The following is a 15295-nucleotide window of genomic DNA, read 5'->3' as shown; positions in this document are numbered from 1 at the left end:
GTTTGACGCGCATCAAGCAAGCCTGATATCCCGGCGGTGCGGGGCAATTCCTGCACCATATGTGGTGGTAGAGTTTCCACACCCTACTACATATGGTGTCAGTCATGCATATCCAGCACATCCTCAAGCGCGACGGCCGGGTCGCGGCGTTCGACCGCGACAAGATCGCCCAAGCCATGGCGGCCGCCGGCAGCAGCACGGGAGAACTGGATCTGGCGGGCGCGCAAGTCCTGACCGACACCGTCATCGCCGCGCTGGAAGGCAACCCCTGCCCTGGCGTCGAGACCATCCAGAACCGCGTCGAGGAAGCCCTGGTCCAGGCAGGCCATTGGCGCACCGCGCGGGCCTACATCGTGCACCGCGAACAGCACGCCCGGCTGCGCGCGCTACGCCACACGCTGGTGGACGTGGAAAGCGCGATGGAGGAATACCTGGACCAGCGCGACTGGCGCGTCAACGCCAACGCCAACCAGGGCTACAGCCTGGGCGGCCTGATCCTGAACGTGGCGGGCAAAGTCACCGCCAATTACTGGCTGTCCAACGTGTTCGCGCCCGAGGCGGGCCGCGCCCACCGCGAAGGCGACATCCACATCCACGACCTGGACATGCTGAGCGGCTATTGCGCCGGCTGGTCGCTGCGCCAGCTGCTGACCGAAGGCTTCAACGGCATCCCCGGCAAGGTCGAAGCCACGCCGCCGCGCCACATGTCCGCGGCCATCGGCCAGATCGTCAACTTCCTGGGCACGCTGCAGAATGAATGGGCCGGCGCGCAGGCGTTCAGCTCCTTCGATACCTACATGGCGCCCTTCATCCGCCGCGACGCCATGACGTACGCCGACGTGAAGCAGTCCATGCAGGAACTCATCTACAACCTGAACGTGCCCAGCCGCTGGGGCACGCAGACGCCCTTCACCAACCTCACGTTCGACTGGACCTGCCCGCCGGACCTGAAGGACCAGATCCCGTACATCGGCGGCGAGGAAATGCCTTTTTCCTACGGCGACCTGCAGACCGAGATGGACATGATCAACCGCGCCTACATCGAAGTCATGATGGCTGGCGACGCCAAGGGCCGCGTGTTCACCTTCCCCATCCCCACCTACAACATCACCCCCGACTTCGACTGGGACCACCCCAACACCGAGCGCCTGTTTGAAATGACGGCGCGCTATGGCCTGCCCTATTTCCAGAACTTCCTGAATTCGGACCTGGAGCCGCACATGGTGCGCTCCATGTGCTGCCGCCTGCAGCTGGACCTGCGCGAACTGCTCAAGCGCGGCAACGGCCTGTTCGGCTCGGCCGAGCAGACGGGGTCGGTCGGCGTGGTGACGGTCAACTGCGCGCGCCTGGGCTACACCTGCCGCGGCGACGAAGCGCGGCTGATGCAGCAACTGGACCACCTGCTGGAACTGGGCCGCGACGTGCTGGAAACCAAGCGCAAGGTGGTGCAGCGCTACATCGATCAGGGCCTCTACCCCTATACCCGCCGCTATCTGGGCACCCTGCGTAATCACTTCAGCACGCTGGGCGTGAACGGCATCAACGAGATGGTCCGCAACTTCACGGCCGACGCCGAGGACATCACCACCGCCGCGGGTCACGCCCTGGCCGTGCGCCTCCTGGACCGCGTGCGCGACCGCATGACCGAGTTCCAGGAACAGACCGGCCACCTGTACAACCTGGAAGCCACGCCCGCCGAAGGCACCACCTACCGCTTCGCGCGCGAAGACAGGAAGCGCTATCCCGCCATCCTGCAAGCGGGTAGCGAGACGCAGCCCTACTACACCAACTCCAGCCAGCTGCCGGTGGGCCACACCGACGATCCTTTCCATGCGCTGGAGCCGCAGGAAACGCTACAGGGCAAGTACACCGGCGGCACCGTGCTGCATCTGTACATGAACGAAGCCGTTTCTTCTTCCGCCGCATGCAAGCAGCTGGTGCGCCGCGCGCTGTCGAATTTCCGGCTGCCCTACATCACGGTCACGCCGACCTTCTCCATCTGCCCCAACCATGGCTATCTGGCGGGGCACCACGAGTTCTGCCCGAAATGCGATGCCGAACTGCTGGCCAAGCAAGCGGCATGCTGCACCCCGGCCTAGGGCTGTAAAGGCCAGCCCCCAGGCCGGACCGCCGGGCAGCCCGCCCGGCATCCACTCCATAAGGAACCGCCATGCAAACCTTGATCGCTCCCGAAGTCGCCACCGCTCCCGCCGCGCAATTGGACGACAGCCAGCGCGTGCGCTGCGAGATCTGGACCCGCGTCATGGGCTACCACCGCCCTGTCACTTCCTTCAACACCGGCAAACAGGGCGAATTCAATGAACGCCGCTTCTTCGTCGAACGCCGCGCCTGAGGGCGCCACGCGAGCCGCCGCGTCGACCCCGGGCTGCGGCCCGGGCACGCGGCGGCTGACGGCGCGCCCGGCCTACCCGACTGCGCCGCAACCGGTGGCCCAGCCCTTGCCGCGGCATTCACACGCCGTCGGCGGGCTGGTGCCGTTTTCCACCGTGGACTGGCCCGGACAACTGGCGGCGGTCGTATTCATCGCGGGCTGCCCCTGGCGCTGCCACTACTGCCACAACGTCGAACTCCAGACCCGCGCCGCCCGCTACGACTGGCGCGAGATCCGCGCCTTCCTGGAAACGCGCAAAGGCCTGCTGGACGCCATCGTGTTCTCCGGCGGCGAGCCCTTGAGCGAACCACGCCTGCCGCAGATGATCCGCGACGTCCGGCGCATGGGCTACCGCGTCGGCCTGCATACCGCCGGCATCTATCCCCTGCGCCTGGCCGACGTGCTGCGCCATCTGGATTGGGTCGGCCTGGACATCAAGGCCGACGCCCAGGGCTATGACGACGTCACCGGCCGCCGCGATTCGCAGCGCCCCGCGCTGGCCTGCCTGACGCAACTGCTGGCTGCCGGCATCGATTTCGAGTGCCGCATCACCTGGCATCCGGATTGGCTGGACGAGACGCGGCTGCTGACCCTGGCGCGCGAGCTGGCGCGCCGCGGCGTGCGCCGCTTCGCGGTGCAGGGCGTGCGCCGCTCGCCCGACGCGCCCCCGGTGCGCGCGCTAAGCGCCCCGGCCCTGGCGCTGCTGATGCAATGGTTCGAGGAGTTCGCCTATCGCTGAGCCAGGTGCTGCCGCACTTGATTCTGCGCAAGGCGACCCAACTCCCCTTGCTCTAGCCTCTGTCCACTTGAAAAGAGGAAAGACTCATCATGACGTGGTTCAAATCACTCACCCTAGCCGGACGCGAATTGCTGCCCATCGTCCAGGGCGGCATGGGCGTCGGCGTATCCGCCCATCGCCTGGCCGGCGCGGTCGCCAGCCAGAACGCCATGGGCACCATCGCCAGTGTGGATTTGCGCCACCACCACCCCGATCTGCTGGAGAAAACCGAGCGTTGCCATGACCGCGACATCATCGACAGCGCCAACCAGGAAGCGCTCGACCGCGAGGTGCGCGCCGCGCTGGACACCGCTCAGGGCCGCGGCCTGGTGGCGGTGAACGTCATGAAGGCGGTGCGCGACCACCCCGCCCTGGTGCGCCAGGCCTGCGAAAGCGGCGCCCACGCCATCGTGATGGGCGCCGGCCTGCCGCTGGACCTGCCCGAAATGACGGCCGACTACCCCAAGGTAGCGCTGGTGCCCATCCTGTCCGAGGCACGCGGCGTGGCCGTGGTGCTGAAGAAATGGATGAAAAAGGGCCGCATGGCCGACGCCGTGGTGATCGAACACCCTGGGTACGCCGGCGGCCATCTGGGCGCGGCCCGGCTGGATGACGTGCACAGCGAGCGCTTCGACTTCCAGCATGTGCTGGCCGATTGCCATAAGCTGTTCCAGGAACTGGCGCTGGGTTCCGACGCCCCCCGCTTGATCGTGGCGGGCGGCGTGGGCAGCCATGAGCAAGTGCGCCATTGGCTGGCCAACGGCGCGGACGGCGTGCAGGTCGGCACGGCGTTTGCCGTCACCAGCGAAGGCGACGCGCACGAGAACTTCAAGCGCGTGCTGATCGACGCCGATCCGGACAAGCTGGCCGAATTCACCAGCGTCGCGGGCCTGCCCGCCCGCGCCGTGGAAACGCCCTGGCTGACGCGCTACCTGCGCCAGGAAAAGACGCTGCAGGCCAACACCCGCTGCGATGCGCGCCGCTGCAGCCAGCGCATGGACTGCCTGACGCAATGCGGATTGCGCGACGGCCTGGCGCGCTTCGGGCAATTCTGCATCGACCTGAAGCTGGCGGCCGCGATGCGCGGCGAAGTCAGCCGCGGCCTGTTCTTCCGCGGCGCGTCCAAGCTGCCCTTCGGCAACGCCGTGCGTTCAGTGCGTGAATTGATGGACTATCTGCTGCACGGCGAGATGCCCGCCGCGGCCTGAGTCGCGCAAGACTGTCTTGGGCGGGATTTCCAAAAATAATTGAACGACGTACAATATTATTCGTCGCTCAATTATTTCGCACCATGGATTCCTCTGCCCTCCCTTCATCCGAATCCGCCGCGCCCGAAGCCGGGCGTCGCGAACGCAAGCGCCTGCAGACCCTGGACCACCTGGCGCAAACCGCCTGGCGCCTGTTCGAGACCCTGGGCTATGACGCGGTCACCATGGAACAGATCGCCGCGCAGGCGGACGTATCCAAGGGCACGCTGTACAACCATTTCCCCGTCAAGGAAGCCCTGCTCGCGCACCGCTTCCATGGCGAGCTGGCGGCCAGCGTCCGTAGCCTCCAGCCCGCGCTGCGCGCCCTGCCCACCCTCGCGCAGCGCCTGACGCGGCTACTGCATGCGTCGGCCCATTGGTCCGAATCGCATCGCGCCTATCTGGGGCCGTACCTGCGCTACCGGCTGTCCACGCTGCAGCCCGGCGCGCACGACGACGGCCGCTACCCGCGCAGCGGCATGCAGGCGCTGTACACCGCGCTGATCGAAGAAGCGCAGGCCGCCGGCCAGGCGCGTACCGATCTTGCCGCCGGGCAACTGGCCCATCAGCTGCAATTCCTGTATCTGGGCGCGATGCTGCGCTGGTTGGATCAACCTCGCAGCAGCCTGAAGGCAGAATTCGATGCCGCCATCAGTCTGTTCGTGCGCGGCGTACACCCCGAGGCCGGAGCATGACTGCCGCCGCGCTGGACTGGGCTGCCGCCGCCCTGGCCGGCCCGCACGCCGTCGGCGGCAAGGGCTGGCAGCTGGGCCGCATGGCGCAACTGGGTGTGCCGGTGCCCGACGGCTTCGTGCTGCCGGCCGCGCTGAGCCTCGACCACGAACCGGGCCAGGCGCTGCCGCCCGCCGTCGCCCAGGCGCTGCGCGATGAACTGGCCGCGCGCGGCTGGCTCGAGCGGCCGCTGGCCTTGCGCTCGTCTGCACCACAGGAAGATTCCGCGGGCGCCTCATTCGCGGGGATCCATCTTTCCTGCCTGAACGTGCGCGGTGCGGATGCGGCGAGCGACGCGGTCCGGCAGGTTTGGGATTCGCAATGGACGCCGCAGGCGCGCGCCTACCGGCAGAAGCTGGGGCTGGACCCTGCCGGCATGGCCGTGGTCGTCATGCCGCTGATCGACGCGGTCGCCTCGGGCATCGCCTTCACCATCGATCCCGTGTCGGGGCGGCACGACGAGATGGTCATCCACGCCAACTGGGGCTTGGGCGAGTCGCTGGTCGACGGCGCGGCGCAAGGCGACGAATACCGCCTGCGCGAAGACTATCTGCGCCAGGCTTGGCCGCTGGACGACCGGCGCATCGGCGCCAAACGCCACGCCAGCCAGGCCGCGGAAGGCTCCGGCACCTTGCTTGCTTCCACGCCCGCCGCGCTCGCGGCCCAGGCCGTGCTGAGCGACGCGCAGGCCGTAGCCCTGGGCGACATCGTGCGCGACGCGGCGCGCGCGCTGGACTATGCCGGCGGCGGCTACGACATCGAATGGGTCTGGGACGGGCGGCGCTTCTGGATCGTGCAGGCCCGTCCCGTCACCGTGGCGGCGCGCCACACCTATCCGGCGCTGCGCGCACAGCCCGCCTATTGGTCGCGCGGCAACACCCGCGAAGTGCTGCCGCTGGCCATGTCGGCGCTGGAATGGGATACGGGGCGCGTCATGGCGCAACGCATGCTGATCACGGGCTTTGAATTGAGCGGCTATACCCCCCTGCCGGGCTTGCGGCTGGCGGCGCTGTTCCAGGGCCGGGTCTATCTGGACGCCTCGCTTATCCAGTGGGTGGGTTATGACGCGCTGGGCGTGCAGCCTAAAGCCATGAACGCCCTCTTGGGCGGCCCCCAGCCCGAGATCGAGGTAGCGCCTCTGACGCTGGGCCAACGCTTGCGGCACGGCGCGCGCATCCTGCGCTACCTGCGCCGCGCAGCACCCTTGCGCAAGCAGGCGGAACTGGACCTGCCGCGCCTGTTCGCCCGCGCCCAGGCCTGGCTGGACGAGCCCGCGCCCGCATCCAACGCCGCGTTGGGCGCCCGCTTGTGGGACCAGTTCCTCACCGTGCTGGCGGCGGACCAACTGTTCTTCCTGCAAGGATCGGGCGGCGGCGCGCTGCACAAGCTGCTGGAACTGGTGGAAAAGGCCTGCCCGGACGAAGGCCATGCGCTCACCGCCGCGTTGATGGCTGGCGGCGAACCCAGCGTGACCGCCGCGCAAAGCTACGCCCTGATGGCGCTGGCCAAGCTGGCCGCTGGCGACCCACGGGTGATGGACTGGCTGCGCGATCCCCGGCGCGACAGCGCCGGCTGGCAGAACGCCTTGCCGGATGGGGCTCCCTTCAAGCCGGCCTTCGCGGATTTCCTGCGCCAGTATGGCCACCGCGCCGTTTATGAAACCTATCTGCGCAACCCGCGCTGGCGCGAAGATCCCGCCTATCTGCTGGACAGCGTGCTGCAGCTGACCGACGCCGACCCTGCCGCGCTACGCGCCCGGCAGGACAGCGCGGCAAGCCAGGCCCGGCAGCGCCTGCGCGCGGCATTGCCATTCTGGCAGCGGCCGCTGGTCGCCCGGCTGCTGGCCGCGGCACGCATCGAGGGCAGGCAACGCGAGGCCGCGCGCAGCGTCCTGGTAGCCTATCTTGCGGCCGCTCGCAGGAACGCGCTGGCGCTGGGCCGGCGCTACGTCCGTCCCGACGGCCTGGCCGCCGCGGACGACATCTTCCATCTGACCGCCGCCGAACTCGTCGCCTTGGCCGAAGCCAGGCTCGCGCCCGCCGCGGCAGGCCGCCGCGCCGCCCTGCGCCGGACGCAGCTGGAATCCTGGGCGGCTACGCCGGATCAGGACGTCATCGCCGAATACGCCAAGGGCGCTTCCACAACGCTATCGCCCCTCGCGTCTGACAATACCGGCGCCACCGGTACCTGGCGCGGCACGCCCGCGGCCGGAGGCCGCGCGCAGGCAAGCGCCTTCGTGGCCCGCACGCCATCCGAGGGCCTGGCCATGCCCGCAGGCGGCGTCCTGGTGGCGGCGTCCACCGACCCGGCCTGGACGCCGCTGTTCCTGCGGGCGGGCGCCCTGGTCATGGAGGCAGGCGGCTACCTGTCGCATGGCGCCATCGTGGCGCGCGAGTTCGGCATACCGGCAATCGTCAATGTGCAGGGCATCATGCGGCACGTCGCCACCGGCGACATGCTGGACGTGGACGCGTCGCGCGGCACGGTGCGGCGGCTGGCATCCGCTACCCCCCTGGGCGCATCCGGCCCGTAGAAGCCCGCTAGCGCGCCGCGGCCAGGTCGAACTGGAACACCGCGCCCGATCCGGCGCGGTCCACCAGCCTGATCTCGCTGTGATGCAGCTGCAGGATGCGCTGCACGATCACCAGCCCCAGGCCGCCGCCGTCGCCAGGGCCGCGATTCAAGGCGCTGGCCCGCGTGAAAAGCCCCGCGCGCAGCGCCTGCGGTATGCCCTCGCCTGTATCGCTGACTTGCACCTGCACCAGGTCATGCGCGCTGCCCAGCCGCAGTTCGATGAGGCCGCCGGGCGGGCTGTGGCGGATGGCGTTGTCCAGCAGGTTGGTCAGCACGCGTTCGATCAGCCCCAGGTCCGCGCGCACCGGCGGCAACTCGCGCGGGATATCGGTGGTCAGGCGCTGCTGCCGCGCCTCGGCCGCCAGCTCGAACTTCTGGATCACGTCCTGCACCAGTTCCGGCAGCGAAAAGGTCTCGGGCTCCAGCCGCACCAGCCCGGACTCCAGCCGCGCCAATTCGAAGAGTTCCTGCGCCAGGCGGCCGACCTTGCGGCTCTGGGCCAGCGCAATGTCCAGGTAGCGGCGACGCTCGTCCGCGTCCAGCGTCTGGTCCTTCAGCCTCAGGGTTTCCAGATAGCCGTGCAGCGAGGTCAGCGGCGTGCGCAGATCGTGCGAGATATTGGCGACCAGGTCGCGCCGCTGCTGGTCTTGCCGCGTCAGTTCGCGCCACTGGTCGGATATGCGCTTGCCCATCTGCACGAAGCTGCGCCGCAACACCGCGATCTCGTCGCCATTGCGCGCCGCTGCGTCGCCCGGACGCTCCAGCGCGGCCAGGGCCTGCCCGTCGTCGCCGTCGAAGGCGCGCACCGCGCGCGTCAGGCCGCGCAGCGGGCGCGTGATCAAGGCAAACGCCGCCAGGCCCGCCACCAGGCCCAGCAGCGCGACCAGCGCGATCGACCACAAGGTCGTGCGCAGCACCGAGCTGCGCGACACGGCCATCGCCAATGCGTCGTGCGCCTGGCCCTGCAAGACCACGTAGACGTAACCCTTTTCCTGCCCGCCCACGCGCACCGGCGCGGCGCTGAAGACTTTCTGCGCGTCCAGGCTGCGCGGGTCGTCGCCGGTGATGGGCAGCGTGTCGCCGGCCAACAGGCGCTTGACCGGTCCCAGGTCGACATGGTCGCGCTTGATCTGGCCGGCGGGCGCGGCATCGCCCACGATGCGGCCGTCATTGGACAGCAGGTAAACCTCGACCGCCGGATTCACCGCCATCAGCATGTCGAACAGCGAGCGCACCGCGGCGGGCTTCCAGCCGTTGGTGTCCATCAATTCGTTGGCGCCGGCGATGTGCTGCGCCAGTCCGCTGGACAGGCGTTGGACCACCTCCTGCTCATAGCGGGAATTGGCCGCGATCTGCAGCCAGGCCGAGGCGCCGCAGCTGGCAAGCAACAACAGCGCGAACACGGCGGACAGCCGTTGGGTAAGCGTGAACCGCTTCATGATGCGCCTCCCGCGCCGGCCGGCCCCGCGGCGAATTTATAACCCTTGCCCCACACCGTCAGAATGCGCTGCGGATCCGACGGGTCCGCCTCGATCTTCACCCGCAGCCGGTTGATGTGGGTGTTGACCGTGTGTTCATAGCCTTCGTGCTGGTAGCCCCATACCTGGTTCAGCAGATCCATGCGCGAAAAAACCTTGTCCGGGTGCCGCGCGAAGAAATGCAGCAGGTCGAACTCGCGCGGCGTCAGGTCCAGCCGGCGGCCGTCGACCTCGGCCGTGCGCGCCACCGGGTCGATGGCCACGCCGTGCAGGGCCAGGCTGCCGGCGTCGATGCGCGCGTTGCGCTCCAGGGCTTCGCTGCGGCGCAGGAGCGCCCGCACCCGCGCCACCAGTTCCAGCATCGAGAACGGCTTGGCCAGGTAGTCGTCCGCGCCCAGCTCCAGGCCCAGGATGCGGTGCACCTCGCTGGAGCGCGCGCTGGTGATGATGATGGGCGTGTAGCGCGCCATGGCGCGGGCGCGCTTGCAGATTTCCAGGCCGTCGATGCCGGGCAGCATCAGGTCCAGCACCAGGGCGTCCCAGCCGCCTTCCTCCAGCCTGCGCATGCCTTCGTTGCCGTCGGCGGCATGTTCGACCGCGTAGCCTTCGTCCCGCAGATGCAGGCGCAGCAGTTCGGCGATGTGGGCGTCGTCTTCGACGATGAGTACGCGTCGGGGCGTGTCCATGGGCGGGAAACTCAAAAAGGGTTATGCGCCTATTGTCGCCAATCCGCGCCGCCGAGTTATCACAATTAATTTAAGTTTGCGTGAGGACTTCGGTATCGGCCACGGGGAAGAATGGCTCCAACGACAACCAGCCCCCCGGAGCCCGCCATGCTGGCCACCCCCGCAAGCCACGACGCGCCGCCCGTCCCGCCCGCCAATGCCCCCGTCCATCCCGGCTGGCTGCGCGCCATGCACTGGCTCAACGCCCTGGCCGTGGTGGTCATGGCAATGAGCGGCTGGCGCATCTACAACGCCTCGCCCTTGTTCGACTTCGTCTTCCCCCGGGAGATCACGCTGGGCGGCTGGCTCGGCGGCGCCCTGCAATGGCACTTCGCCGGCATGTGGCTGCTGTTCTTCAACGGCATCCTGTACCTGGCCATGAATCTGGCCACCGGCCGCCTCTGGCGCAAGTTCTTCCCCTTGAGCATCCGCGGCATTGCCGCAGACCTGGGCGCGGCGCTGCGCGGCAAGCTCGCCCACGCCGATCCGCGCCGCTACAACCAGGTGCAGCGGCTGGCCTACCTGTTCGTGATGGCCGACATCGCCGTGCTGGTGCTGTCCGGGCTGGTGCTGTGGAAGTCGGTGCAGTTCGAACTGCTGCGCGAGCTGCTGGGCGGATACGAGACCGCGCGCCGCGTGCACTTCATTGCCATGGCCTTGCTGACGGCTTTCGTGGCGATCCATCTGGTGATGGTGGCACTGGTGCCGCGCAGCCTGATCGCCATGATCCGCGGCAAATAAGGAGCCCTCCGTGAACAAGCACAAGCGCCCCTCCCTCCCCGGCCTGGACGGCCCGGCCATTCTCAAGGAAGCCGGAAGGATCCTGCAAAAACGGGTCGAACAGCCCTCGCGCCGCGCCTTCCTGCGCAACAGCCTGACCCTGGGCGGGCTGGCCATGCTGTCGGGATGCTCGCTGTCGGACGATGACAGCGTGGAACAAGCGCTGACCGCAGTTTCTCGCTTCAACGACCGGGTGCAGGGCTGGCTCTTCGACCCCAACAAGCTGGCGCCGACCTATCCCGAATCGATGATCACGCGGCCCTTCCCCTTCAATGCCTACTACGGCATTGACGAGGTCCGCCACGTGGACGAGGAATCGTTCCGCCTGGAAGTCAGCGGACTGGTCGCCGACAAGCGCCGCTGGCGGCTGGAGGAACTGCGCGCCATGGCGCAGATCGACCAGGTGACGCGGCACATCTGCGTCGAAGGCTGGAGCGCCATCGGCAAATGGGGCGGCGTGCCGTTCTCCGCCTTCCTCAAGCGCGTGGGCGCGGACCTGAGCGCCAAGTACGTGGGCTTCAAATGCGCCGACGACTACTACACCAGCATCGACATGCCCACCGCACTGCACCCCCAGACCATCCTGGCGCTGACCTATGACGGCCAGACGCTGCCACCAGAGTACGGCTTCCCCATGAAGCTGCGCATGCCTACCAAGCTTGGCTACAAGAACCCCAAGCACATACAGGCAATTTTCGTCACCAACACCTACCCGGGCGGTTACTGGGAGGACCAGGGCTACAACTGGTTCGGCGGCAGCTAGGTGGAATCTTTCACGCTTTCACTCTCCATAAAGGAACGCATCATGAAGAAAATCGCTACCACCGCCGCGCTGTCCCTGTGCCTGGCTTTCGGCGCCGCGGCAGTCCACGCCGCCGACAACATGAGCAAGGACGCCATGGGCGGCGGCTCGATGTCCAAGGATGGCATGTCGAAGGATGGGATGTCGAAGAGCAGCATGTCCAAGGACGGCATGTCGAAAGATGGGATGTCGAAGGACTCCATGTCGAAAGACAGCATGTCGAAGGATGGCATGTCGAAGGACAGCATGTCGAAGGACAGCATGTCGAAGGACGGCATGTCGAAGGACGGAATGTCCAAAGGCGGAATGTCCAAGGACAGCATGTCCAAAGACGGCATGAAGCAGTGACTCCCAATCTACCAGCCCTGTTCCGGAGCATGTCATGAGACTAGACCGCAGGCATTTCCTGGGCCTGGGCAGCGCGGCGGCCATCGCCGCCGGCCTGGCCCCGGTCCTTGCGGCGCGCGGCGGCCCGGCCGCCGCCGCCCAGGCCTTCCCCTACACGCTGAGCGACGCGCAATGGCGCGAACGGCTCACGCGCGAACAATATGAGGTACTGCGCCGCGAAGGCACCGAGCGTCCCTACTCCAGCCCGCTGGACAAGGAGCATCGCAAGGGCGCCTACGCCTGCGCCGGCTGCGCCCATCCGCTGTTCTCGTCGTCCACCAAGTTCGACAGCGGCACCGGCTGGCCCAGCTTCTGGCAGCCGCTGGACGGCGCCGTCGGCGAGACCAAGGATCGCAGCTTCGGCATGACGCGCATCGCCGTGCATTGCGCCAACTGCGGCGGCCATCTGGGCCATGTCTTCGACGACGGCCCCCGCCCGACCGGACTACGCTATTGCATGAATGGCGTGGCCCTCGCATTCACCCCGCAGGCCTGAACTCCGGCCGCCCCATCCATCAGGAGAGACCATGTCCGCCACCCGCCTGCCCCGCAAACTCTGCGCCGCACTGGCCGCCGCCTGCGGCCTCTTGGGCGCCGCCTCGGCCAGCGCCGCCGAAACCGCCTTCGTCATTCCGCCCCCGGCCCTGGACCAGCCCGCGGCCGCCGCTCCGCAAAAGGCCGTCATCGCCGGCGGTTGCTTCTGGGGCGTGCAAGCCGTGTTCCAGCACGTCAAGGGGGTGAGCTCGGCCGTCTCCGGCTACGCCGGCGGCCAGGCGTCCACCGCCAATTACGACACCGTCAGCGGAGGACGCAGCGGCCACGCCGAAGCGGTCGAGATCACCTACGACCCCGCCCAGGTCAGCTACGGCCAGCTGCTGCAGATCTATTTCTCGGTGGCCCACGACCCCACCCAGCTCAACCGCCAGGGTCCGGACACCGGCACCCAGTACCGCTCCGCGGTCTTCCCCGCGAACGACGACCAGCGCAAGGTGGCCGAGGCCTACATCGCGCAACTGAACAAGACCGGCGTCTATCCCAAGGCGCTTGCCACGACGATAGAACCGCTGAAGGCCTTCTACCCCGCCGAGGACTACCACCAGGACTATCTCGTGCGCCATCCGTACAGCATGTACATCATGGTGAACGACGTGCCCAAGGTCGAGAACCTGGCGAAGACGTTTCCGCAGCGCTATCGGGACAAGCCCGTACTGGTGAACTGAAAACGATAGATGGAGCCGGCCGCGCGGAATGAAGTCGGCCGCGCGCCAGGCTACGAAGCTCTCATCTCCTTCTTTTCCTGCGTCTCCGTTTTTCTCCACCGTAATGCGACTTGATGGCGAGAAACGTGCCCGTACCCAACGCCGGGAGTTTGAACGCACCGAAGACTACAGGACCCGAAGATTCATCATTTCCTCAAAATACTGCTTCAGCAGCTTCATTTGCCGCTCGTGGGCCAGGCAAAGACAAGCAGCAGGTACCGTAGACGGAAACCGTAGACGCTTCCCATGCCTACACCTAATGGTTGCCTGAAAAATGGCAATGCTGAAAGAGGTTGAAAATGGGCAGAGTGAGCGCCAAACTCCCACAAGCCGTCAAATTTTGCCGTCGAACACCATACAATTTGTTGAACTGTTCGATTTGTACGCATTGGACTTGAACCGCTCGGCACAACCCCGTACCCACATGTTCCAACTACGACAGCTAAAGATCTTCGTCGCGGCGATGGAAACGCTGAGCTTCACGAAAGCCGCCAAACAGGTGCATCTGTCCCAACCCAGCGTTACGGAACAGATACGGGCGCTGGAAGAGAGCGTCGGCCAGGCGCTGTTCGTCCGCCAGAACAATCGCCTGCAGCCCACCCCGGCCGCAGAGAGATTGGCCATTCGAGCGCGCGAATTGCTTGCGCGGGCCGATGACGCCTTCCGGGAAGTCCGCGAAAACGTCGGCGATTCGGGCGGCACGATCCGGGTCGCCGCGCCGCAGACTTTGTGCACCAGTGTGTTGGTTCCGCAACTGCTGCGCTTTGCCGGCATGCATCCCGGAACGCAGGTTGCGGTCCAGGAAAAAAACTCCATGGCAACCGCCCAGGCGGTGCTCGATGGGACGGCCGACCTTGGTCTGGTGCACGGATGGCCGGAAAACGACGCCGACCTTCGGGTGGAAGCCATTGCGCGGGACATGCCGGTGGTCGTGATGCCCCCAGGGCATCCGCTATGCCAGGCTGCTGACATCAAGGCCGACGCGCTTGCCGCGTTTCCGCTGGTTGTCACGATGGAAGGCTGCCGGTATCGGACATACCTGGAGGCCGTGCTGCAGGAAGCCCCGGCGCAGCCGCGTATCCGCGGTGTCGCCGAGAGCGTACCGGCCTTGATACAGATGGTGTCCGCAGGCCTCGGGGTATCGATCCTGCCGCGGATGGCCATGGATCCCGCATTAACAACGGCAGGCGTCCAGTGGCGGCCATTGTCCACTGCGGGAGCCGGTCTTCCCATCTGCCTGCTCATCTTGCACCGAACGCCTACGCGCCAGGTGGCCGCCTTTATCGAGATGATCCGCCTCGCGGCGGCCGGCTCAGACGAGCCGATGACCGCCATCGACATGCAGCACGGTACCGGTCGTGTAGCCATTGCCGATCAGGAAGCCGATGGCATCCGCGATATCGCTGCCAGCGCCGACTCGGCCCACGGGTAGCCGCTCGGCCATCGACGCCAAAAGCGGCCCGCTGTCGGCGCCGGCCACGTCATTCCAGATGGGCGTATCCACCCAGCCCGGCGATACGGCATTGATCCGCAACGGCGCAAGCTCGACCGCCATGGCGCGCACCACACCCTCCAACGCGGCATTGATCGCGGCCACGGCGATGCCCTTCGGCCGGGGACGGTAGGCGGCAATGCCGGAAGTCAGGGTGATGGAACCGTGCGCCGCCATGCGCTGGGCGCCATGTTTGGCCAGCAGGATCGGCGCGACGACCTTCGAGCGGATGGCCCGGTCGAGCGCGTCCAGCGAGAGGTTCGGTAGCAGCTCATAGGCGCCGCGTATGTCGGCAGCCGTGCAGACCAGATGATCCACCCGGCCTGATTCTTCAAACAGCCGTTGCACTTGCGCTTCACTCGTCACATCCGCCTGGTGCAGGCGCGGCGCGCCAAACGCTCGCAACTGCTCCCGCGCCGCCTCGAGCTTGCCGCGGGATCTGCCCACGATCAGCACCTCGCAGTGCATGCCCAGCAATCGCTCGCTGACGGCCAGCCCCATGCCGGAACTACCGCCGACCACCACAACCCGTTGCCCCGCAAGACCATTGCCCATGCTCATTTCCTTGAAATACGTGTTTGGAGTAAGCGATGGTGGCGTTACGCGCTGCCGGGCGCCAGCAGGAATGTTTGATTGAGGCATCGGCTAG

14 protein-coding genes and 2 pseudogenes are annotated in these 15295 nt (G+C 67.1%); 12 read left to right on the top strand and 4 right to left on the bottom strand.

Annotated features, from left to right (window positions below; genetic code table 11):
• Window positions 1–104: 104 nt before the first annotated feature.
• The 6 genes from ACZ5YA_RS03915 (at window position 105) to ACZ5YA_RS03890 (ending at window position 7682) form a co-directional block, all read left to right on the top strand.
• Window positions 105–2099, top strand: a complete 1995-nt coding sequence (locus tag ACZ5YA_RS03915; RefSeq protein WP_464092041.1) for a ribonucleoside triphosphate reductase — start codon at window positions 105–107, stop codon at window positions 2097–2099.
• A gap of 71 nt (window positions 2100–2170) precedes the next feature.
• Entirely contained in the window at window positions 2171–2353 is a 183-nt protein-coding gene (nrdD, locus tag ACZ5YA_RS03910; RefSeq protein ID WP_059379637.1) for an anaerobic ribonucleoside-triphosphate reductase, read from the top strand.
• Window positions 2319–3131, top strand: a complete 813-nt coding sequence (locus ACZ5YA_RS03905) for an anaerobic ribonucleoside-triphosphate reductase activating protein (RefSeq protein ID WP_464092040.1) — start codon at window positions 2319–2321, stop codon at window positions 3129–3131. The genes nrdD and ACZ5YA_RS03905 overlap by 35 nt, the downstream gene beginning before the upstream one ends.
• A gap of 89 nt (window positions 3132–3220) precedes the next feature.
• Entirely contained in the window at window positions 3221–4378 is a 1158-nt protein-coding gene (locus ACZ5YA_RS03900; RefSeq protein ID WP_059379633.1) for an NAD(P)H-dependent flavin oxidoreductase, read from the top strand.
• Between the two features lie 83 nt (window positions 4379–4461).
• Window positions 4462–5112, top strand: coding sequence for a TetR/AcrR family transcriptional regulator (locus ACZ5YA_RS03895; protein ID WP_464092039.1), 651 nt, complete (start codon window positions 4462–4464; stop codon window positions 5110–5112).
• Entirely contained in the window at window positions 5109–7682 is a 2574-nt protein-coding gene (locus ACZ5YA_RS03890; RefSeq protein WP_464092038.1) for a PEP/pyruvate-binding domain-containing protein, read from the top strand. Before ACZ5YA_RS03895 ends, ACZ5YA_RS03890 begins: the two co-directional genes overlap by 4 nt.
• A gap of 7 nt (window positions 7683–7689) precedes the next feature.
• On the opposite strand, the gene ACZ5YA_RS03885 is transcribed toward ACZ5YA_RS03890, so the two are convergent.
• Together ACZ5YA_RS03885 and ACZ5YA_RS03880 are read right to left on the bottom strand one after the other, a co-directional pair.
• The gene (locus ACZ5YA_RS03885) at window positions 7690–9162 is read right to left on the bottom strand and encodes a sensor histidine kinase (protein ID WP_251880403.1); all 1473 of its coding nucleotides are present in this window, start codon (window positions 9160–9162) and stop codon (window positions 7690–7692) included.
• Entirely contained in the window at window positions 9159–9887 is a 729-nt protein-coding gene (locus tag ACZ5YA_RS03880) for a response regulator transcription factor (protein WP_059379629.1), read from the bottom strand. The genes ACZ5YA_RS03885 and ACZ5YA_RS03880 overlap by 4 nt, the downstream gene beginning before the upstream one ends.
• A gap of 147 nt (window positions 9888–10034) precedes the next feature.
• Here ACZ5YA_RS03880 and ACZ5YA_RS03875 point away from each other — a divergent pair, with 147 nt between their 5' ends.
• From ACZ5YA_RS03875 to ACZ5YA_RS03865, 3 genes and pseudogenes are all read left to right on the top strand, one after another.
• Window positions 10035–10667, top strand: coding sequence for a cytochrome b/b6 domain-containing protein (locus ACZ5YA_RS03875; RefSeq protein WP_118935139.1), 633 nt, complete (start codon window positions 10035–10037; stop codon window positions 10665–10667).
• A 10-nt stretch (window positions 10668–10677) separates the two neighbouring features.
• Complete coding sequence (locus ACZ5YA_RS03870) at window positions 10678–11469, top strand: molybdopterin-binding protein (RefSeq protein ID WP_059379627.1); 792 nt, start codon at window positions 10678–10680, stop codon at window positions 11467–11469.
• A gap of 42 nt (window positions 11470–11511) precedes the next feature.
• Window positions 11512–11790 (top strand): annotated as a pseudogene (locus tag ACZ5YA_RS03865) (pentapeptide MXKDX repeat protein); the annotation flags it as partial.
• Here the strand turns inward: ACZ5YA_RS03865 and ACZ5YA_RS03860 are convergent.
• A pseudogene (locus ACZ5YA_RS03860) lies at window positions 11758–11892 on the bottom strand (hypothetical protein); the annotation flags it as partial. The pseudogenes ACZ5YA_RS03865 and ACZ5YA_RS03860 sit on opposite strands and share 33 nt — an antisense overlap.
• Here ACZ5YA_RS03860 and msrB point away from each other — a divergent pair.
• The 3 genes from msrB to ACZ5YA_RS03845 all read left to right on the top strand — a co-directional run bounded on the left by msrB (window position 11891) and on the right by ACZ5YA_RS03845 (window position 14586).
• A complete protein-coding gene (gene msrB, locus ACZ5YA_RS03855) occupies window positions 11891–12391 on the top strand; it encodes a peptide-methionine (R)-S-oxide reductase MsrB (protein WP_059379625.1) in 501 nt (166 codons plus the stop codon). The pseudogene ACZ5YA_RS03860 and the gene msrB sit on opposite strands and share 2 nt — an antisense overlap.
• 31 nt (window positions 12392–12422) lie before the next feature.
• Window positions 12423–13115, top strand: coding sequence for a peptide-methionine (S)-S-oxide reductase MsrA (gene msrA / locus ACZ5YA_RS03850; protein WP_059379624.1), 693 nt, complete (start codon window positions 12423–12425; stop codon window positions 13113–13115).
• A gap of 313 nt (window positions 13116–13428) precedes the next feature.
• Window positions 13429–14586 (top strand): LysR family transcriptional regulator, encoded by a 1158-nt coding sequence (locus ACZ5YA_RS03845; protein ID WP_464092037.1) that lies wholly within the window; start codon window positions 13429–13431, stop codon window positions 14584–14586.
• Here ACZ5YA_RS03845 and ACZ5YA_RS03840 read toward each other — a convergent pair.
• Window positions 14467–15201: an SDR family oxidoreductase gene (locus tag ACZ5YA_RS03840; RefSeq protein ID WP_464092036.1), complete on the bottom strand. Its 735-nt coding sequence runs from the start codon at window positions 15199–15201 to the stop codon at window positions 14467–14469. The genes ACZ5YA_RS03845 and ACZ5YA_RS03840 overlap by 120 nt on opposite strands.
• Window positions 15202–15295: the final 94 nt, after the last annotated feature.

The organism is Achromobacter sp. JCM 18799 (genome assembly GCF_055395645.1).
This window is presented reverse-complemented; position numbering and strand designations above follow the sequence as displayed.